Here is a 21,252-nt window from a genome sequence, read left to right on the forward strand (position 1 = left end):
TCATGTGAAACTTACTCAAATTTCTTTAAATTGGGGATTGGGGATTGGGAAGATTTAGTTAGGGATGAATTGTTTCTGTGCCTTTTGGCTGTCTTATTGTAGGAACTGTGGGATTCGTATATTTATTAGAAATATGTTGACTAAGCGCAAAAGTCGAAGTGTTGCCGCTGTTTTAGCTTTTTCTGGCACGCTGACAATTTCAGGATTACATAAATTCTACCTGGGACAGCCGCTGTGGGGTATTTTGTATGTGTTGCTTTCCTGGACGCCTATCCCCAAGGTAGCTAGTGCGATTGAAGGAGTTTGGTATTTAGCCCAAGACGAAGAAGCTTTTGATCGTAATTTTAATCTAGGCAAGTCAGCAGCAAGGAACTCACAAAAAGCGATTAATCAGGTAGGAGCGATCGCTGACGCAATGCGTGAATTAGATGCTCTGCGCCAGGATGGACTGATTTCAGAGTATGAATTTGAACAAAAGCGCCGCCAATTGTTAGACCAGATTTCTTGAGGTAAGCGACAATCATGAATAACTGGATACCTTTAAATTCCAGACTGCAAAAACTTCGCGCCAAGCTTCTCAATGATCCCTACTATCGCCTACAATCTGGAGAAGAAATTCAGATTGCAGCTCAATTAGGTATCCGCATTGATGCTAATCAAGCGACTGTAGATGATTGGTTACGCTTACCAGGTTTGTCAATTCACCAAGCGCGATCGCTTGTGGAACTTTCACATTCGGGTGTGAAATTTTACTGTATTGAAGATATCGCTGCGGCTTTGGGTATGCCAGCGCCGCGCTTAGAGCCATTAAAGCCTCTACTGAATTTTATTTACTATGACCACGAATCTTTAGAAAATCCTACGCATTTAATTAACCCGAACACAGCAACCGTTGAAAAATTAGCACAAATTCCATTTATAGATTTGTCTGTGGCGCAAGCAGTGGTGCAAAATCGCCAATCAGCCGGGCCTTTCCGTAACCTGGCTGATTTCCAACGACGGCTAGAGTTAACTGGTGATGCGATCGCCCAGATGATGTATTATTTGAGGTTTTAAATTAAAAGTTAGAAGTCTTAAAATAACTTCTAACTCTGGCAATTTTGAATTTTGGATTGAAAGGAAAATCCAAAATTGATTAAATGAACCCAATGCGGTCAAGAGGCCAAAAGCGAAACGTTGCCCGACCGATGACATTTTTTCTGGGTAAAAAGCCCCAATAGCGAGAATCATTACTATCGTTGCGATTATCTCCCATGACGAAAAATTCGTCTTCTGGGACTTTTACTGGTCGATATGGCTGATTTGGAGGTTCAGCGATATAGTCTTCTGCCAAGGGTTGACCGTTGAGGTAGACTTTGCCAGAAGCAACACTAATTACCTCACCCGGCTGCCCAATAACTCGCTTGATAAACGCTTGGTCTTTGGGATATCCTCGACGTTGTAGTTCTGCGGGTGGCTGAAAAACAATAATATCTCCAGTTATCGGAGGGTGAAAATGGTAGGAGATTTTTTCAACTACCAAGCGATCGCCAGTATGTAATGTAGGCAACATCGAATCAGAAGGTATATAGCGCGGTTCGGCGATAAAAGTCCTGATTAAGAATGCCAAACACAGTGCGATCGCAATTAAAATCAGATTTTCTTGCCAACTACGCCATACTTTTAACGACGCACGCTCTTCTTTTGCATCACTTTCGTGAGGAATCATAAAAGTTTCTAGCTAGTTTCAGAAGTGAGACAAATACCTTGATTATTTTGACTCAAAAGGTATATTAATAGGAAAACAGGGTTTAGGGTCAACCTATACAGACATTAAATAATACACTTATCTCTTTACCAAAGATAAGCAAAAGTACTGTAAATAAACTATGACTTGTCTAAGGTAATATAATCTAATAATTAGGATTGCTAAATAGATAATTAAAAATAAAAATTCTAATTTCTGTAATTATAAGGCAAGTTATGATAATTGTAAGCTTTGTTTCTTCCTGCAAAAGAAGCTGGTTACAGACTGCTAGAGCGATACAAGCAGTAGGTTTTTTCCTTAAACAGAAAATTGATCGTAGAGTTGCAAAATAGTCTACCCATGTTTTAGAGTATCTACCTCACTTTACTGAAAAAAGGCAGAGGGCAGTCTTGCTGGAGGTCGAGTTGCAAGAAAATATATTTTGGTCTGTATTATTAAGTGATATTACATAAAATTAGCCAAAACGTGAATGTATTTTTAAATGCATAAGTATGGTTAAAGTAAGCGTTTTTAGTAAGAAATACTACTTTTAAAGATGAAATATAGATTTTATTGCTTCAATGGATAGATACCATATTATTGTGATTTTAATAACTGACCTATACTTACAGAATTAATTTCCGTAATTACACGGTGACAGTGCATATTAAACTGTACTATTAATTAAGATATAAACATACTTAATTATCGAGAAAAACATTCACAGACAGAAAGCTACTAGCAATTTCGGCTAAAGTATCAGCATCCGAAAGAGAAGTAAACTGCTGATAGAATTATTTTTGCTGAATGAGTCAAAAGTGACTAGATTTAAAGAATAAATGCCCCTTGGCAATGAGAAACTATATTGAATCAATTTTCGTCTGGTCTATTTTATAGAAAGTACAAGGTAACATTGTGTCAGTTGAAAATTTAACTTTTTCTTAAAAAGGAAACAATGACAACAGGCAGTAAAATATATTCTATTAAAAATAGGACTAATAGTTTACCAGACTCTTTTTTTAAAGATAACCCGCCCTTGTAAGTAGTTTTGTATGTTAATCAAACAATTTACTTAAGTTGTCAATTATACAGATTTACTATCAGAAAGTCTGGCTATAAAAACTTCAGTCTGCGAAAAGTGCAAATTGTCGGTATGACAGCTTAGTTCATCTTATTTGAAAATCTATAAAACTTGAAAGGATAATGCTGCTTTAGCAGTGAATTCAAAAACAGCGACTAATTCAGAACTCCTATTTAAGAGGATTTTGGGGTGTGGTTAATTATCTGATTGTGTTCCTCTCCTTCTTAGAGCTAGCGGTAAGAATGTGGAAGCGCAGAGCTTACCTTTTATGACTACGTTGAAATTAAACAGTACCAAGTATTGTATATTCAACGCTGTCCAAATCTAGAGCATATAGATTTCAGCTAAAGCAACATAGTCTGTCTTATCAATTCTGAATTTACGTTAGTACCAATTCCAATTTTCATGATTACCAGAAAGCAACTGGTATCTAAATATCTAATAAAAATGTGCTATAACGTACCGCCATAACCGTAGTGATGGTTCGATCTTTGAAGGAGCGTTGAGGTGGAAAACAATAAGTCGTTTCTGTGGCCAGAAGGAATATTAATTGCGCTACTTGCTTTAGGTGGTGTTTTTAGTCTTGCTTTTATGATGCTTCTAAGGCCAAATGCTTCGGAGGCTCAGAGTAGACCAAGTATCAATATCAAGGATGTATCTGCAAACGTAGGAACTCAGCAGCGCATTGATAAATTAAAGGCGACGATGCTTACAAGTTGGCAGCAAGAAGCACAAACAAAGGGTCTAGCCTACCCCATACCATCACGTTTTCAAGGGGAAATCATTAAAGCTGCAAAACTTACTCAGGGTGAGAAAGTGATTGCTCTTACCTTTGATGATGGTCCTTGGCCTCAGACTACAGAACAAGTGCTAAGTATTCTGAAATCAAATAATATCAAAGGGACGTTTTTTGTAGTCGGGCAGAACCTAAAAAATTATCCAGAGATAGGAAGGCAGATTGTTGCTCAAGGTCACGTCATTGCCAACCATACTTGGCATCACTGGTATCACTTCTTTAATCAACAAGCAGCTGCTTTTGAAATTGAGCGGACAACAGACTTAATTTATCAAGTTACAGGTGTTAAAACAAATCTATTCCGACCGCCTGGTGGCATTCTACACAATGGATTAGCTGGTTATGCTAAAGGACAAAAGTATGCTGTGGTGATGTGGTCGGCTGACTCCACAGACTACAAGTTACCAGCTGTACCAAAGTTGATCGATAACGTGATTAAAGATTCTAAACCTGGTGGGATTGTGCTAATGCATGATGGTGGTGGTAATCGTTCCAGAACTGTGCAAGCCTTACCAGAAATTATTAGCAACTTTAAAAAGCAAGGTTATCGCTTTGTGACTATTCCAGAACTTTTAGAAATCGAAGATACAGATCAAAAGTTGCTTGCTAACAAAAAGTAATAATTAATTATCTGTAATTAGTCAATAGTAATTGGCTAAAAACTAAAATTCATTATCATGAATAATTTAGATTATGTGGGAACCAGACGATCTAACATTATCAATATTTCTCACAATAATATTTGGATCGCCTTTTTTTGAACCACCAAGCACTCTAGAGTTCTTAATAATATTTCGCTGGCGCTCATAAATTCATGAACTATAATGCAATACGGTTCAGTTAAAGCCAAAAATTAAAACCAGCGTGGGTTGGGTTTCGTTCCTCAACCCAACCCACTACTTATCGCTAAAATTAGATTTTATTGAGAATAAATAACGAGCAAATAAGGTTTATAAAAAATACGAGAACCATTGTCACAGAAAACAGAGTTTAGCGTTATTACATGAATACTATGAAAGTTGTTCGACGCTGAAAACCTTGTTTTATTAAAAGGCAGGCCTTCTGGCCTGCCTTACAAGATTGAATTTATTTGTTGTCAGTCTCTTAATGACTGCTTACTAAACTGAACTCAGTTGTTTTTTCAGGATTGACTTCTGGACTATCAGCTTCAGAAGGCGGAATTAACTGCCAGAATTTCGGCAAAAATTCTTGCCAGTTTTGCAGAATTTTCTTCGCCTTTGGTGAATTAGTGCGTTCTGCATGAATTTGGATCAATTCTTGCAGTTGCTTTGCACCTACTTCTGTAATCACCCGCTGAATTTTGACAATTTCCAAGTTGACTAACTCACGAAATGAGTCGTCTTCATCCAAAAAGTATGCCAGTCCACCAGTCATTCCCGCTGCTACGTTACGTCCTACTTTGCCGAGGACGACAATCACACCACCTGTCATGTATTCACAGCAGTGATCCCCAGCACCTTCAATCACTGCGATGCCTTTGGAGTTTCTCACAGCAAAGCGCTCTCCTGCTAGACCATTGGCAAATAATATGCCACCAGTAGCACCATAGAGGCAGGTATTGCCAACTATCACATTTTGTGATGGGTTATAGGTAGCATCAGTTGGAGGTTTGATGATGATTTCACCACCATGCATACCTTTACCTACATAGTCGTTTGCTTCTCCTTCTAGGCTCAGAATTATGCCGGGGAGGTTGAAAGCACCAAAGCTTTGCCCAACACTGCCTGTGAAGTTGAGATTAATTTGTCCTTCAAAGCCACTGTCACCGTATTGGGAAGCGATCGCACCCGCTAATCTTGTACCCACTGTTCTGTCAGTATTGATAATTGGGTAAGTCTTGGTGACAGTAGATTGATCCTTAATGGCAGCCTGAATTTCGGGATCGGCAAGAAACTTGTCATCTAAAACCACGCCATTGCTGTGAACTTCTTCATGCACCAACCAGCTACGATTGTCTTTGCTATTTGGTAGTTGAAGTAAACAGTCGAGATTTAGCGATCGCGTTTTGGTGAGTTTTGCCTCTTGGCGCAGTTTTAACAAATCTGCACGTCCAATGATTTCTGACAAAGAACGATAGCCAAGTCGGGCTAACAAACTACGTACTTCTTCAGCAATGAAGTAGAAGAAGTTGACAACCTGTTCCGGTATTCCCGTAAACCGCTTGCGGAGTTCTTCTTTCTGAGTAGTAACACCCACAGGACACGTATTCAGATGGCAAACTCGCGCCATAATACAGCCTTCAGCAATCATGGCGATGGAGCCGAAACCAAATTCTTCACCACCCATCAATGCACCTATTACCACATCCCAGCCACTCTTGAGTCCGCCATCTACGCGCAAAATCACGCGATCGCGCAGACTATTTTCCATCAAAACGCGATGCACTTCACTTAAACCCAGTTCCCAAGGCGAACCAGCGTGTTTAATCGAGCTGAGTGGTGATGCACCTGTACCACCATCATGGCCAGAAATCTGGATGATATCAGCGTTTGCCTTGGCTACACCAGCCGCGATCGTGCCAATGCCAACTTCTGCAACTAGCTTCACCGACACCTTTGCTTTGGGATTAATTTGGTGCAGATCAAAAATCAGTTGTGCTAGGTCTTCAATAGAATAAATATCATGGTGCGGTGGTGGCGATATCAGCGTTACACCTGGTTTGGAGCGCCTTAACATCGCAATGTATTGGCTCACCTTGGGCCCTGGCAGTTGTCCACCTTCCCCAGGCTTGGCACCTTGGGCAATTTTGATTTCAATTTGTTTGGCGTTAACTAGGTACTCTGGGGTGACACCAAAGCGTCCCGATGCAACTTGCTTAATGGCACTATAAGCTCGATCGCCATTCTGCAATCCTTTTAAATGAGGTAGGGTTGGCGAGTGTCCAGACTCATCTACATCATCTAGAACTGTGTAGCGCACTGGATCTTCGCCGCCTTCTCCAGAATTTGATTTACCGCCAATGCGGTTCATGGCGATCGCTAGAGTTTCATGAGCTTCTCTTGACAAAGCACCTAAAGACATGCCACCGGTGCAGAAGCGCTTGACAATTTCATATACCGACTCGACTTCTTCTAGAGGAACCGACGGGCGATCGCCTTGGAAATCCAGCAAGTCCCGCAAGGCTGTTACTGGTCTGCCTTGAAGGTGCTTTTTATAAACTTCGTAGTGGTCGTAGTTTTTGCCATCTAGAGCCTTATGCAGCGCCTTAACCATTTCTGGGCTATTCATGTGGTACTCGCCGCCAGGACGGTACTGCACAAAGCCCAGGTTTTCTAACTTCTTGGTCGTTAGTTCTGGGAAAGCTTTAACGTGGAAGGAAAGCACTTCATCAGCGAGTTCGGTAACACTCAAACCACCGATGCGGGAAGTCGTACCACGAAATCCCAGTTCGATTAAATCTCCACCAATGCCAATCGCTTCAAAAATTTGGGCTGCTTGATAGCTGGAGAGCAGAGAAATTCCCATTTTGGAGAGAATTTTTAGTAGTCCTGACTCTACTGCTTTGCGATAATTTCCTAAAGCTTGTTTTAGGGTGAGGGTGGGAATTTTTTGTACCCCCATTAACTTTTGAGTTTTGGGATCAGACCACCAATCACGCACCGTATCTAAAGCCATATACGGGCAAACTGCGCCAGCACCATAGCCAATCAGACAAGCAAAGTGATGGGTACTCCAGCATTGAGCAGTATTCACAATCAGGGATGTTTTCATTCGCAACCCCTCACGAATCAGATGGTGATGCACAGCGCCCACTGCTAGCAGGGGGGGAATGTAGGTGTATTCTGTGCTGATACCCGCATCAAGAGAGCTTGAGGGGATCTGGTCGCTTAATATTAAAATCTTTGCACCTGCGCGGACTGATTCAGCTGCTTGTGCTTGTAAAGATTGGACTGCGGACTTTAATCCTTCCGGGCCATTAGCGATCGCAAATAGGGTTGACAGCTCAGCCGTCGCAAATCCTGACAGCTTAATCGTCTCTAATTCCGCATCCGTTAACACTGGCGATTCGAGTTTCAATCTCCGAGCATATTCTGCCTTGGGTTCTAATAAGTTACCCCGTTCACCCAGTTCAACTTTCAGAGACATTACTAGCTTTTCCCGCAGGGGATCGATCGCCGGGTTTGTCACCTGAGCAAAGCGTTGTTTGAAATAGTCATAAAGCAGGTGTGGCTTTTGTGATAGCACCGCTAAGGGAATATCATCACCCATGCAGAAAGTCGGCTCAGAACCTGCGATCGCCATTGGATGAATCACCATTTCTACATCTTCTGTGGTGTAGCCAAAGGCAGTTTGACGCTGAAGTAAGGTTTGCTTATCAATTTTGTCACTTGGACTATGCCCGTTACCATTTTCAGCAGCCAAATGTCCATTTCCATTCACATCTGACGATTGACTACTAACAATTTCTTTGAGTTCTTGACGGTACTGTTGCAACCATTCCCCGTAAGGGTGCTGCTTGGCGATGCGCCCCTTTATATCCCAATTCTTCAACACTTCATGATTTTCTAAATCCACGGCGATCATTTGCCCTGGGCCGAGTCTACCTTTCTCGACAATATCGGCTTCTGGGAAGTCCACCACACCAGCTTCGGAAGCTACAACAATGTAATCATCTTTAGTGATCGCGTAACGAGCGGGTCTTAAACCATTACGATCTAGTGTTGCACCAACTTTTTTGCCATCGCTGAATACTAAAAGTGCTGGCCCGTCCCACGCTTCTTGCAAACCACTGTAATATTCGTAGAAATCAACAATTTCTGGAAATTTATGTAAAGAAGGCTGATTTTGGTAAGCCTCTGGAACCATAATCATTAAAGCTTCCAAGGGGCTGCGTCCAGAGCACACCAGTAATTCCACTACGTTGTCTAGGGTGGCTGAGTCACTGTTATCAATATGAACTAATGGCTTGAGTTCTTCAATGCGATCGCCCCATACAGGATGATTCAGGCTAGCTTCTCGTGCCATCATCCAATTGATGTTACCCAACAAAGTATTGATTTCGCCGTTGTGACCCAAAAGCCGCATCGGTTGCGCTAGGGGCCACTTGGGCATGGTATTGGTACTAAAACGGCGGTGATAAACAGCAAAGGCGCTTTTGTAAGCTGGATTTTTTAAATCGTCGTAAAAGCTGCCCAAGACAGCAGAACGCACCATACCTTTGTAGACAATTGTGCGACTTGACAACGAACAGATATAAAATTCTTCTAAGATATTGGTTGCAGCTTTACTAATTCGGCGGCGGGTAATGTACAATTGGCGTTCCAATTCATCGCCGCTTTTGTCAACAGAAGCTAATAAAACTTGTTCAATCTGGGGTTGATTTTCTCTTGCTTGTACCCCCAGCAAATCAGGTTGCACTGGCACTACTCGCCAACCCAATACAATTAATTTTTCTTCAGCAGCTACTTGCTCAACTATTGCTCTAGCTTTTTGTGCAGCTTGCTGGTCTTGTGGTAGAAATATCATCCCCACAGCTGTGCGATCGGTAGATGGAAATTCCTTCCCCCTTTGGGCAAAGTCTTGTTGGAACAACTCCCAAGGTATTGCTGTCAATACTCCAGCACCATCACCAGAGTCGCGATCGGCGCTACAACCTCCCCGATGTTCTAAGCAGGTTAAAGCAGCTAAGGCTTTTTCGACAATTTCGTGGCTGGTATGATTCTGGCGATGAACAATAAAACCTACACCACAGGCATCTCGTTCTTCTACTAACCACTTTTGCCCCTGATAGGTATCTCTTGAGTTGATATCCGCTGTGATTTTCTGGTCTTGATTCATCGGTTTATTATTCATACCCTGTTCCTGAAGTATTGAGTTACCAATTTTGCCACTACATTGTGGGAAAAAATTTCTAATTTCAGTGATGGAAAAATATATAAGCACCGAAAATTTAGGGAAAAAAAATTTTAACTTCGGTTTTACTTTATCAGTTCCCCCGTGTTAAAATGATTGCGTGTTTTTTATGTATTTATGCGGTGTTAGACAAGTTACCTCCGCCAAGACATTATTTTTGCCCTGACAGTTTCTTTTTTATATTTTGAAGTTAAGTATTTTCTCAATCCCTTTTTTCCAGATGCACACTAGCTACTTACTGAGCCTATTTTTTTGGCTCACCTGAAACAAAACTAAAACTAAACGCTGTACTATGTTCTAAAGCCAAAATAATCCCGATCCAGCAATAAAATCAGCGTATTACAATATATACCCATTTGACAATTCCCAAATATTTTTGTTGTCTAGAATTTTGCCGCTTACTAGTTGCCGCTTGTATTACTATTAACTAGACATTACTGAAGTAATCATATTAGCAACCTTCAGCTAGGATTAAATATATTAATCCAGTTTTGATAACCAAAACTACCGTATATGGTGTGGTTAGAATTAGTGGGAGTTAAAACACTTGATTGCAGTGGCTTTAGCGTCTAAATAAATTAATGTGTGTTTAAAAGAGATAACTAGCCAACATATAGATTACCATATTTATTCAAAAATAAAGTCATGCTTTTTTTATATTTCCAAATAATTGATTAGTTTATACCTTGGGTGATAGTTTTCAAAAGTACCTAGTAAATTATGGTAAAAATGCCGAATTGTTGCCAATCAGGGATTAGCGATGGCTCCGTCAACGCCAAGGGCGAACGCAAATTTTTTCTGGCTACTGTGTCACCAATACTTTTGACAATACTGTGCTTAATTACTACCTATCCTATCAACGCTCAGGAGTCCCTAAAAACCACCAAATCAACACCCAAGTTAATCTCACAGTCACCTACACCTCCTTTAACAGGCACGGCATTTTCTGGTAATCAAATTTCCCTCAATGGTCGTACTTTACCAGGAACTTGGTTGCAGCAACCTGGAAAATCTGGTCAGGTGACAACTCATCTCAGTGACGGGGCATTCAGGCAATTAATTGGAGTAAATTTCTTAAACAGTAGTAATTCAGCGAGGCAACCAATACAGTGGTTTTCGCCGATAACAACGCCACAAGTTTTAGCCGCCAGGCTAGTAGGAGCATATCGCTATCTGGATATTACTAATTTTGCTCGAACATCAGGATGGCAAATCCAAGCTAATGGCAACACCTTGGAAATTGCCACCCCAAAAGCACAAGTCACAAATATTGTTCAGAGTCAGGAACCTCCAGAAGCGAGTACCCCTTTGCAACAGGCTCGGATTCTTGTCGATTTAGATCATCCCACTCCCTGGCAAGTTGCACAAGGGTCAGCGATCGCCAAACTGCAAACTCCATCTTCCGATCCAGATACACCAACTCCCAAATCCACTGTACCGCCAAATAGACAGTGGACAATTACTCTGGATGGAATAGCTGACCCTGTTTTGATAGAACGCTATACCCCTGAGCCACCAGTAGCACCACCAACATTGCTGCCAAACCTGCTCAAACAATTATCACCAGCGACACCAACACAACCAATACTACCAGCCCCTGAACCACTGATTCAAAAAGTGGAGGTGGTGAAAAACCAAACGATTATTAGTCTGAGCGTTCCTTTTGGCCTATCGCCTCAAGTTAGTACTGTCGCTAACCCCAATCGCCTGATTATCGATATTCGACCCGATCCTTTAGAAGAGCGGGATATTACTTGGGCCCCAGGATTGCGCTGGCGACAGCATTATGTCAACTTAGGCACAGAACGCTTTCCGGTGGTCTGGTTAGAAGTTAATCCCCGCAAATTTGGGCTAATTTTGAAACCTATGTGGGCTAGTCCTGATGGACTTGCAGGTACTGCTCCCTTAATTCAAACAGCACAACGCTACTTAGCAGTAGCTGGAATTAATGGTGGTTATTTTAACCGTAAGAACAGATTGCCATTAGGTGCGATTCGTCGGGATAGTCAGTGGTTATCAGGCCCGATTCTTAACCGGGGTGCGATCGCTTGGAATGATTCAGGCCAATTTTACTTCGGTCGTTTCACCTTGGAAGAAACTTTAATTACAGCAAATGACCAGCGCCTACCAATTCTGTTTCTCAACAGTGGTTACGTCCAAAGTGGCATTGCTCGTTACACTCCAGCTTGGGGATCAACTTACACACCCCTGACAGATAACGAAATTATCTTAGTAGTACAGAAAGACCAAATTACTAATCAGTTACCAGGCGGCAAAGTTGGTGCGATAGCGGTTCCAATTCCCCAAGATGGCTACCTGCTAACTTTACGCGCTAACGCTGTTAGTGCTGCCTCACAACTACCTATTGGAAGCGCAGTAAGTATTTCCAGCGCTACTACTCCAGCTGATTTTAGTCGTTATCCCCACATTATTGGTGCTGGGCCGCTATTAGTCCAAAATCGTCAAATTGTCCTTGATGCCAAAGGCGAAAAATTCAGTAATGCCTTTATTGCCGAAAAAGCTATTCGTAGTGGTATTTGCATAACAGAAACAGGCACAGTGATGATTACTGCCACACATAATCGTGCCGGCGGTTATGGCCCTAATTTGGCAGAACACGCCCAATTGATGCAACTCATGGGCTGTGTGGATGCTTTAAATTTAGATGGGGGTAGTTCTACCAGCCTTTATTTAGGAGGGCAACTACTTGATCGATCGCCCAGTACTGCTGCTCGTGTTCATAACGGAATTGGTATTTTCCTGAAATCACGATAATCGGGAATAGGGAATAGGTGGGTAATAGGATATAGAGAAAAAACTCAATCCCTAATCCCCCTTATCCCTAGAGGGGGCCCCACCTTCCCCAATTACCAGTCCCCCAATCCCCAATCACATTTTAAAGTTTTGAACAAGCTATCATTTTGCTTGATGAAGACTTGGTGTAGACATCAGAATTTTAGTAGTGATGGTTTACACCATAAGGTTTGATTTTGCTATGTTTATCAAAGTGCGACAAAATTGCTGATTTCAAGGTTGCAATATAGCGCCAGATTTTTTATCAATAGTTAAGAGTACCAACGGTTTGTTATTTGTTATGTCTTCCAATGAGGTAACTATGGCTCGATATCAAGAAACTACACAGACTGAAACTCTACACCTCCCTCCAAACATAACTTCTAGGGGCGTTGCTGCAACTGAATTACGTCCTTGGGGTGCTTTTACAGTTTTGGAAGAAGGGCGCGGATACAAAATTAAGCGCATCGAAGTTAAGCCAGGACACCGCCTCAGTCTACAAATGCACCATCACCGCAGCGAACATTGGATTGTCGTCTCTGGTACAGCTAGAGTAGTTTGTGGCGAGAAAGAAGTCTTACTGAGTAATAATGAGTCAACCTATGTACCTCAATGTACATCTCATCGTTTAGAGAATCCTGGCGTGATCCCCTTGGTATTGATCGAAGTCCAAAATGGCGAATACTTAGGAGAGGATGATATTATCCGCTACCAAGATGACTATGCCCGTACCAAAGATTAAAACCAAAAGAATGCTATTAAAGCTCTAATGCCAAAGCTGAATACATTTTTATATAAACCATCTTTGTAAACGAACTATTGCACCCCAGAAGTCCCTACCTTGTTAAAGTGGGGACTGAAGCATATTAGTGTTATAAATGTAGTAATAGCGATCGCGCTCATACCTTCGGTGATTTGGAATTTTGCAAAAGCAAAGGTCAACCCATCTGTAAAATGAAAGATGGGGTATTCAATTGCAAAAAACGAGTTCCATGATTCATCTGAGTCAAGCAGCCATAAGTGAGATTGGGCGAATTAAGTCCAAGCAGCCAAATGTCTTGTTTCGATTGGCAGTAAAACCAGGTGGTTGTTCTGGATTCTTTTATGATATGTCCTTCGATGAAGCAATAAAAGTTGGCGACCAGGTTTTCGACTTGGATGAGATTCAAGTAGTCATCGATGCCACAAGTTTAAATTACCTCAACGGTTTGAGAGTTGATTATTCAGAAGACTTAATGGGTGGTGGTTTTCGCTTCCACAATCCCCAGGCGATCGCTACCTGTGGTTGTGGCAATTCCTTCTCCTTGAGTCATTAGTGATTGAGCATTAGTCAAAAAACAGATGTTTAATCGACTAAGGAAAAATAACAATTGACATAAAACCGTAAAAAAAGATATAATCAGGATTTGTTAAAACTTAGACCATAAGCAGCTTTACGCGCTGTAACTCATGCCAACAATACAGCAGCTAATACGAAATGAGCGCGAACAAGCGCGTCAGAAAACCAAGTCCCCTGCTCTGAAACAATGTCCCCAACGTCGGGGAGTTTGTACCAGAGTATACACGACCACACCCAAAAAGCCTAACTCAGCCCTACGCAAAGTAGCAAGAGTCAGACTTACCTCTGGATTTGAAGTCACAGCTTACATTCCAGGCATTGGTCACAACTTACAAGAACACTCAGTTGTGATGATTCGTGGCGGTCGGGTTAAGGATCTACCAGGCGTGAGATACCACATTATCCGTGGCACCCTAGATACAGCCGGAGTCAAAGACCGCAAGCAAGGCCGTTCCAAGTATGGAACCAAGCGTCCCAAAGAAGCGAAAAAATAGGATTGGGCGATTAATCGCATCCAACACGATTAATCGTCTACCTTGAAAGCGTTAAAGGGCAAAAAAGGATCGCCGTCTGTGTTCTAACAGTAGTTATAAAGGCTGCTAAAGTCTGTTTGAAAAAATCAAGCAAGCTACATCTACACTAAGCGAGCAAGTGTAGAAGTTCTGAGGAAAATGCTGTAATATACAGCGAGTTTCTCATCTGAACATTAAAGTTTATAATCTTGTGCCTTGAGTATTTAGTTGCAGGTAGCAAGTCAATGAATTTTAGATTTTAGGTTTGCGATCGCGTAGCTTTAGCGATTTATCGAGGATCTTTTGGATTGGTCGAACCCACAAGGGAATGAGGCTTATAGATTTTTGATTTGTTCAGATCCTTGTAGTCAGAACATATACCGAAAACTTTTAATCCAAAATTCGGCGTTGCGCTGGAAGGGCAACAAAAGGTGCGACCAAAATCCAAAATTGCCAGTTAAGAAGTCAGCCTTGCTGCAACGGTCGAAAAAATTGAGGAAGTCTGAGGGTTGGGTTCTACCACTTTTAGTTTCCGGTGTCTGATAGCATATAATTTCGTTGCCAATTCCGAATTAAAGGTGAAGTATGTCTCGTCGTGGTGTTATTCAAAGGCGCCCAGTTCCGTCTGACTCCGTATATAACAGTCGCCTTGTGAGCATGATTATCAGACGGATCATGCGTCATGGCAAAAAATCACTTGCCGCACGCATAGTTTATGATGCATTAAAAACTATTGAAGAACGCACTGGTGCTGGTGCTTTGGAAACTTTTGAAAGAGCAGTGCGAAATGCCACGCCTTTAGTAGAAGTAAAGGCTCGGCGAGTTGGTGGAGCAACCTACCAAGTACCAATGGAAGTGCGTACAGAACGGGGTACTACCCTAGCACTGCGTTGGTTAGTGCAATATTCCCGGTCTAGACCAGGCCGGACAATGGCAAGCAAATTGGCAAATGAGTTAATGGATGCTGCCAACGAAACAGGCAATGCCATTCGCAAACGTGAAGAGACGCATCGGATGGCGGAAGCTAACAAAGCATTCGCACATTATCGTTACTAAGTAAAAAAGCGATATATCGCCTTGCCGAAGCGGTATATCGTGGATTTACAAAGAAAGACGGTTTTCCGTAAAAGTATAGAATCTTAACAAAGAGTAATATACAAGATATCATGAGGCAAAAACTATAGGAGGTAGCTGTGGCACGCACGATCCCGCTAGAGAAAGTACGCAACATTGGTATTGCGGCGCATATAGATGCGGGCAAAACAACAACAACAGAGAGAATATTATTTTACTCTGGGATAATTCATAAAATTGGCGAAGTTCATGAAGGAACTGCCGTCACAGACTGGATGGAGCAGGAGCGGGAGCGGGGAATTACCATTACTGCTGCTGCTATCAGTACCAGTTGGAAAGATCATCAAATAAACATTATCGATACTCCGGGTCACGTAGACTTCACAATTGAAGTTGAGCGTTCCATGCGCGTGTTGGATGGTGTGATCGCAGTATTTTGTTCTGTGGGCGGCGTGCAACCGCAGTCTGAGACAGTGTGGCGGCAAGCAGAACGCTACAAAGTTCCTCGGATAGCCTTTATCAACAAGATGGATCGCACCGGAGCGAACTTTTATAAAGTTCACGACCAAATCCGCGATCGCCTGCGGGCGAATGCGATCGCCATTCAACTACCAATTGGTAGTGAAAATGACTTCCAAGGTATTGTTGACCTAGTAAGGCAACGTGCGTATATTTACGCCAATGACCAAGGAACCGATATCCAGGAAACCGATATCCCGGAAGAATTGCAAGCGCAGGTAGACGAATTCCGCACCAAGCTCATAGAAGCCGCAGCAGAAACCGATGATGCTCTGATGGCTAAGTACTTCGATGGTGAAGAACTTACAGAACAGGAAGTTCGGACTGCCCTGCGTAAAGGCACAATTGCGGGGACAATTGTACCAGTACTTTGCGGTTCAGCATTCAAAAACAAAGGCGTGCAGTTGATGCTGGATGCCGTTGTAGATTACCTGCCAGCGCCAAGTGAAGTACCGCCAATTCAAGGCTTACTACCCAATGGCGATACTGTTGAGCGGCAAGCTGATGACAACGAACCCCTAGCAGCTCTGGCATTCAAGATTATGGCTGACCCTTACGGTCGCCTGACATTTGTTCGCGTTTATTCTGGTGTCCTGAAAAAAGGCAGCTACGTTCTCAACGCTAGTAAGAATAAAAAAGAACGGATTTCCCGCTTAGTTCTAATGAAGGCAGACGATCGGCAAGATGTCGATGAACTACGAGCGGGTGATTTAGGAGCAGCTCTTGGATTGAAAGACACCTTGACAGGTGACACGCTCTGTGATGATGGATCGCCAGTAATTCTAGAATCCCTATTCATTCCTGAGCCTGTGATCTCGGTAGCGGTTGAACCCAAAACCAAGAACGATATGGACAAGCTGTCCAAGGCTCTGCAATCTCTCTCAGAAGAAGACCCCACCTTCCGTGTCCGCGTCGATCCGGAAACAAACCAGACCGTAATCGCGGGAATGGGAGAGCTACACCTAGAAATTCTAGTAGACCGGATGTTACGAGAATTCAAGGTGGAAGCGAATGTAGGTGCGCCACAAGTAGCTTACCGAGAAACAATTCGGAAAGCTGTGAACAAAGTTGAGGGCAAATTCATCCGCCAAAGTGGTGGTAAAGGTCAATATGGTCACGTTGTGATCAATTTGGAGCCTGGAGAACCCGGTACTGGCTTTGAATTCGTTTCCAAAATTGCTGGCGGTACAGTACCTAAAGAGTACGTTGGCCCCGCAGAACAAGGAATGAAAGAAAGCTGCGAATCGGGTGTTCTAGCTGGATATCCGTTGATTGACGTTAAAGCGACGCTAATTGATGGGTCATACCACGATGTAGACTCTTCAGAAATGGCTTTCAAAATCGCTGGCTCAATGGCGATGAAAGAGGCTGTGCTGAAAGCTTCACCTGTCATCTTAGAGCCTATGATGAAAGTTGAAGTTGAAGTTCCTGAAGATTATATGGGGAACGTCATTGGCGACCTCAACACTCGCCGAGGGCAGATTGAAAGCCAAAGCACCGAAAAGGGACTCGCTAAGGTAACATCCAAAGTTCCACTGGCGAGCATGTTTGGCTACGCCACTGATATCCGGTCAAAAACGCAAGGTCGGGGTACCTTCACGATGGAGTTCAGCCACTACGAAGAGGTGCCTCGCAGCGTAGCTGAAACTATCATTGCAAAAAGCAAAGGGAACGCTTAGTTAAAATAAGGAAATGAGCATTCATGGCACGCGCAAAGTTTGAAAGGAATAAACCCCACATTAATATCGGTACAGTTGGCCACGTTGACCACGGTAAAACTACCTTGACAGCAGCCATCACCATGACCTTGGCAGCTATGGGTCAGGCTATAGCTAAAGGCTACGATCAAATTGATAATGCCCCAGAAGAAAAGGCACGGGGTATTACCATAAATACCGCTCACGTAGAGTATGAAACTGCAAGTAGGCACTATGCTCACGTAGACTGTCCAGGACACGCTGACTATGTGAAGAACATGATCACCGGTGCTGCCCAGATGGACGGAGGTATCCTGGTAGTTGCTGCTACCGATGGTCCTATGCCCCAAACCCGCGAACACATTCTGTTGGCAAAACAGGTTGGCGTTCCCAGTCTGGTTGTCTTCTTGAACAAAGAAGACTTGATGGATGACCCAGAACTCTTGGAACTAGTGGAACTAGAACTCAGAGAACTGTTAAGCAGCTATGATTTCCCTGGTGACGATATCCCTATTATCAAAGGTTCTGGTCTGCAAGCTCTAGAAGCAATGACCAAGAATCCCAAGACCCAACGAGGAGAAAATCCTTGGGTAGACAAAATCTATGAACTGATGGATGCTGTAGATTCTTACATTCCCACACCTGAGCGGGATGTTGATAAACCCTTCCTGATGGCTGTAGAAGACGTGTTCTCAATTACAGGTCGTGGTACTGTCGCCACCGGTCGGATTGAGCGGGGTGTAGTCAAAGTTGGCGATAACGTTGAACTAGTCGGTATCAGAGATACTCGCGCCACTACCGTAACTGGTATTGAGATGTTCAAGAAGAGTCTCGACCAAGGTATGGCTGGGGATAACGCTGGCGTACTACTCCGGGGTATCCAGAAGGCTGATATTGAACGGGGTATGGTCATCGCCAAACCTGGTTCGATTAAACCTCACAATGAATTTGAAGGTGAGGTTTATGTCTTAACAGAAAAAGAAGGTGGTCGTAAGACTCCATTTTTCGCTGGCTACCGTCCCCAGTTCTACGTGCGGACAACCGATGTAACTGGTACTATCAAAGCCTACACTTCCGATGAAGGCAAAGAAGTAGAAATGGTAATGCCAGGCGATCGCATCAAGATGACAGTAGAATTGATCAACGCGATCGCGATTGAACAAGGAATGCGCTTCGCTATCCGCGAAGGTGGTCGCACCATCGGTGCTGGTGTCGTCTCCAAAATTATCAAGTAGCACCTTTTTGCTCATAACAAAGGAGCAGAGATGGTATGTATTTTGCCTCTCTGCTCCTTTCTCTTCCCTCTATTCTAGGTACTGGTGATTGGGGATTAGGGATTGGGTATTAAGTTCCCAGTCCCCAGTTCCTAGTCCCCAGTACCCTAATTACGCAGAACCTGGAAAATTAAAGATGGCAACTCTACAGCAGCAGAAGATTAGAATTCGCTTACAAGCCTTTGACAGGCGCTTATTAGATACATCTTGCGAGAAGATTGTAGACACGGCTAACCGCACCAACGCTACAGCTATAGGTCCAATTCCTTTACCAACAAAACGCCGGATCTATTGTGTGCTGCGATCGCCCCACGTAGATAAAGATTCACGGGAGCATTTTGAAACCCGTACTCATCGCCGGATTATTGACATTTACCAGCCCTCTTCTAAGACTATTGATGCCCTAATGAAATTGGATCTACCATCGGGTGTAGATATTGAAGTCAAACTTTAATTTAGTCATTAGTCATTGGTCATTTGTCATTGGTCATTTGTCATTAGCAAAGGACGAAGGACAAAGGATAAAAGACAAATGACATTAGTATAAATATTTACATAGCCCTGAAGAAATATATCTCAGGGCTTTTATTTAGCTAAGAAACAAATGATAGAATGTAGATAAAGTACGGGAAAAGCAGAGAAAAAGAAATTTTAAAGATTAAGTTTATCCCAAAGCAACAATGACATCATCTTCTAAAATTGCAGTTCGCGAACTACCTCTGTTCCCGTTACCCGAAGTAGTTCTGTTTCCTACCAGGCCATTACCCCTGCACATCTTTGAATTTCGCTACCGAATCATGATGAACACGATTTTGGAAAGCGATCGCAGGTTCGGTGTTTTAATGTTTGATCCAGTCAAAGGTACAATTGCAAACACTGGTTGTTGTGCCGAAATAGTTCATCATCAACGGCTGCCAGACGATCGGATCAAGATGATGACTTTAGGACAGCAAAGATTTCGTGTATTAGAGTATGTTCGTGAAAAGCCATACCGGGTTGGCTTAGTTGAGTGGATTGAAGACCAACCACCGACTAAAGATTTGCGACCTTTATCAACTGAAGTAGAACAACTACTGCGAGATGTTGTGCGTCTGTCAGCCAAATTAACCGAACAAAATATCGAACTGCCAGAAGATTTGCCCGATCTACCAACAGAATTATCTTATTGGGTAGCCAGTAACCTTTATGGTGTCGCCGCAGAGCAGCAATTATTGTTAGAAATGCAAGATACTGTAACTCGTCTAGAGCGGGAAGCAGAAATTTTAACTTCTACTCGGAATCACTTGGCAGCTCGCGCTGTTCTCAAAGACACATTTAGTGAAAAGTGAGAAATTAGGAAGAAATAACAAAAAATCAAAGATTAACAACTTAGAATTTATAGTCCCAAACAGATAACTCTTAACTTTTCAAGCAAGGGTATTGATTGCTAAAACATTGTAAGCGCCAAGAATTTTTAAAATCTCTGTGTGAGTAATTAATTCTGCTAAAGCAGATTGCATTTGTGCTTCCTTGGCATCTGCTTCTAAATCCATGAAAAACAAGTATTCGCCTAGTGATCGCTTTGTCGGACGAGATTCAATCCGACTGAGGTTAATTCCTAGTTGAGCAAATATTTGCAAAGGTTTTACCAATGCTCCGGGTGTGTTGGCAGGCATACTAAAAGCCAGTGATGTGTGACTAGCAGGCGCTTTTGTTGCCTGGTATCCAGCGTCCACTTTACCCTGACTTATTACCCAAAAACGAGTAAAGTTTTCTGGATTGTCGTTGATACCACTAGCAAGTATCGGCAGATTGTAGAGTTGAGCTGCTCTACTAGAAGCGATCGCTGCCGTTGTTGTATCTTGCTGCAATCGCTGTAGTGCTTCGGTTGTGGAATTACTGGGAATAATTTGTACTGTTGGGAGAAACCGCTCTAACCATCCTTGACATTGTGCCAAAGCTTGCGGGTGGGAGTAAACAGTTTTAATTCTGTCTAAATTAGACGCGCAAGAAATTAACGTATGGACAATAGGTAATACCAAAGCCAACTGAATTCGCAAACTGTCCAACTGCCATAGTGTATCCATTGTTGTAGTCACACTCCCTTCAATAGAATTTTCTGCAGGCACAACAGCCAAGTGAGCTTGACCATTAGCAACGGCGTGCAGTGATTGAGGGATAGTGGGATAGGGGCATAATATAGCTTCAGTTCCCGTACTTTTACTCAACCAGTTGACATAAAAAACAGCTGCTTGTTCTGTGTAAGTGCCGGGAGGCCCTAAATGTGCGATCGATAAAGTCATGTTTTTAGCCTTGAGTTGCTAGTTTAATGCGTAAACAGAGATTATGATATTTTGGTTTGGCAAATATATCCAACATCTACTCTTACTAACACTGTTATCTCTAAAATTTACGCACTAAAGGGATAGAAGGAAATATGTATCCAAGAAAACAAGTTATGGAAATCAGTCTTTTAGCAGATAGATTTCCTTGCAGTTTTTTTGCTAAATCTTTCTGAAGATTTAAGAGTAATTATGTTGGTTTCTAACCAACCAAATAAGCATATTCTTGATTTTGTGTCAAGAATT

General features: G+C 42.6%; 15 protein-coding genes. 12 read left to right on the top strand and 3 right to left on the bottom strand.

Annotated features, from left to right (window positions below; genetic code table 11):
- Positions 1-133: 133 nt before the first annotated feature.
- Together ACFE93_RS04095 and ACFE93_RS04100 are read left to right on the top strand one after the other, a co-directional pair.
- Positions 134-508 (top strand): NINE protein, encoded by a 375-nt coding sequence (locus ACFE93_RS04095; protein WP_292740152.1) that lies wholly within the window; start codon positions 134-136, stop codon positions 506-508.
- A gap of 14 nt (positions 509-522) precedes the next feature.
- On the top strand, positions 523-1,056 hold the full coding sequence (locus ACFE93_RS04100; RefSeq protein ID WP_375472129.1) for a helix-hairpin-helix domain-containing protein: 534 nt from the start codon (positions 523-525) through the stop codon (positions 1,054-1,056).
- Between the two features lie 79 nt (positions 1,057-1,135).
- Here ACFE93_RS04100 and lepB read toward each other — a convergent pair whose 3' ends face one another.
- Positions 1,136-1,708, bottom strand: coding sequence for a signal peptidase I (gene lepB / locus ACFE93_RS04105; RefSeq protein ID WP_334925281.1), 573 nt, complete (start codon positions 1,706-1,708; stop codon positions 1,136-1,138).
- A gap of 1,606 nt (positions 1,709-3,314) precedes the next feature.
- Here lepB and ACFE93_RS04110 point away from each other — a divergent pair.
- A complete protein-coding gene (locus ACFE93_RS04110; protein WP_375472130.1) occupies positions 3,315-4,223 on the top strand; it encodes a polysaccharide deacetylase family protein in 909 nt (302 codons plus the stop codon).
- A gap of 484 nt (positions 4,224-4,707) precedes the next feature.
- On the opposite strand, the gene gltB is transcribed toward ACFE93_RS04110, so the two are convergent.
- Complete coding sequence (gltB, locus tag ACFE93_RS04115) at positions 4,708-9,417, bottom strand: glutamate synthase large subunit (RefSeq protein WP_375472131.1); 4,710 nt, start codon at positions 9,415-9,417, stop codon at positions 4,708-4,710.
- 780 nt (positions 9,418-10,197) lie between these two features.
- Here gltB and ACFE93_RS04120 point away from each other — a divergent pair.
- From ACFE93_RS04120 to ACFE93_RS04160, 9 genes are all read left to right on the top strand, one after another.
- Complete coding sequence (locus tag ACFE93_RS04120) at positions 10,198-12,252, top strand: phosphodiester glycosidase family protein (protein WP_375472132.1); 2,055 nt, start codon at positions 10,198-10,200, stop codon at positions 12,250-12,252.
- 340 nt (positions 12,253-12,592) lie between these two features.
- Positions 12,593-13,012 carry a cupin domain-containing protein gene (locus ACFE93_RS04125; RefSeq protein ID WP_104907515.1) on the top strand — a complete coding sequence of 140 codons (420 nt, stop codon included), beginning with the start codon at positions 12,593-12,595 and terminating at the stop codon, positions 13,010-13,012.
- Positions 13,013-13,262: 250 nt separating this feature from the next.
- Positions 13,263-13,586 carry a HesB/IscA family protein gene (locus ACFE93_RS04130; RefSeq protein ID WP_375472133.1) on the top strand — a complete coding sequence of 108 codons (324 nt, stop codon included), beginning with the start codon at positions 13,263-13,265 and terminating at the stop codon, positions 13,584-13,586.
- A gap of 133 nt (positions 13,587-13,719) precedes the next feature.
- Positions 13,720-14,103, top strand: coding sequence for a 30S ribosomal protein S12 (rpsL, locus tag ACFE93_RS04135; RefSeq protein ID WP_012410236.1), 384 nt, complete (start codon positions 13,720-13,722; stop codon positions 14,101-14,103).
- A gap of 603 nt (positions 14,104-14,706) precedes the next feature.
- Complete coding sequence (rpsG, locus tag ACFE93_RS04140; RefSeq protein ID WP_069070112.1) at positions 14,707-15,177, top strand: 30S ribosomal protein S7; 471 nt, start codon at positions 14,707-14,709, stop codon at positions 15,175-15,177.
- Positions 15,178-15,314: 137 nt separating this feature from the next.
- Positions 15,315-17,393, top strand: a complete 2,079-nt coding sequence (gene fusA, locus ACFE93_RS04145; protein ID WP_375472134.1) for an elongation factor G — start codon at positions 15,315-15,317, stop codon at positions 17,391-17,393.
- 23 nt (positions 17,394-17,416) lie between these two features.
- Positions 17,417-18,646 (top strand): elongation factor Tu, encoded by a 1,230-nt coding sequence (gene tuf / locus ACFE93_RS04150; RefSeq protein ID WP_334845917.1) that lies wholly within the window; start codon positions 17,417-17,419, stop codon positions 18,644-18,646.
- Between the two features lie 175 nt (positions 18,647-18,821).
- Positions 18,822-19,139: a 30S ribosomal protein S10 gene (gene rpsJ, locus ACFE93_RS04155; RefSeq protein WP_008232935.1), complete on the top strand. Its 318-nt coding sequence runs from the start codon at positions 18,822-18,824 to the stop codon at positions 19,137-19,139.
- A 226-nt stretch (positions 19,140-19,365) separates the two neighbouring features.
- Positions 19,366-20,013, top strand: coding sequence for an LON peptidase substrate-binding domain-containing protein (locus ACFE93_RS04160; RefSeq protein ID WP_375472135.1), 648 nt, complete (start codon positions 19,366-19,368; stop codon positions 20,011-20,013).
- Between the two features lie 78 nt (positions 20,014-20,091).
- Here ACFE93_RS04160 and pheA read toward each other — a convergent pair whose 3' ends face one another.
- Positions 20,092-20,967: a prephenate dehydratase gene (pheA, locus tag ACFE93_RS04165; protein ID WP_375472136.1), complete on the bottom strand. Its 876-nt coding sequence runs from the start codon at positions 20,965-20,967 to the stop codon at positions 20,092-20,094.
- Between the last annotated feature and the right edge of the window lie 285 nt (positions 20,968-21,252).

Source organism: uncultured Nostoc sp. (assembly GCF_964247315.1).
Classification (GTDB): Bacteria; Cyanobacteriota; Cyanobacteriia; order Cyanobacteriales; family Nostocaceae; genus Nostoc.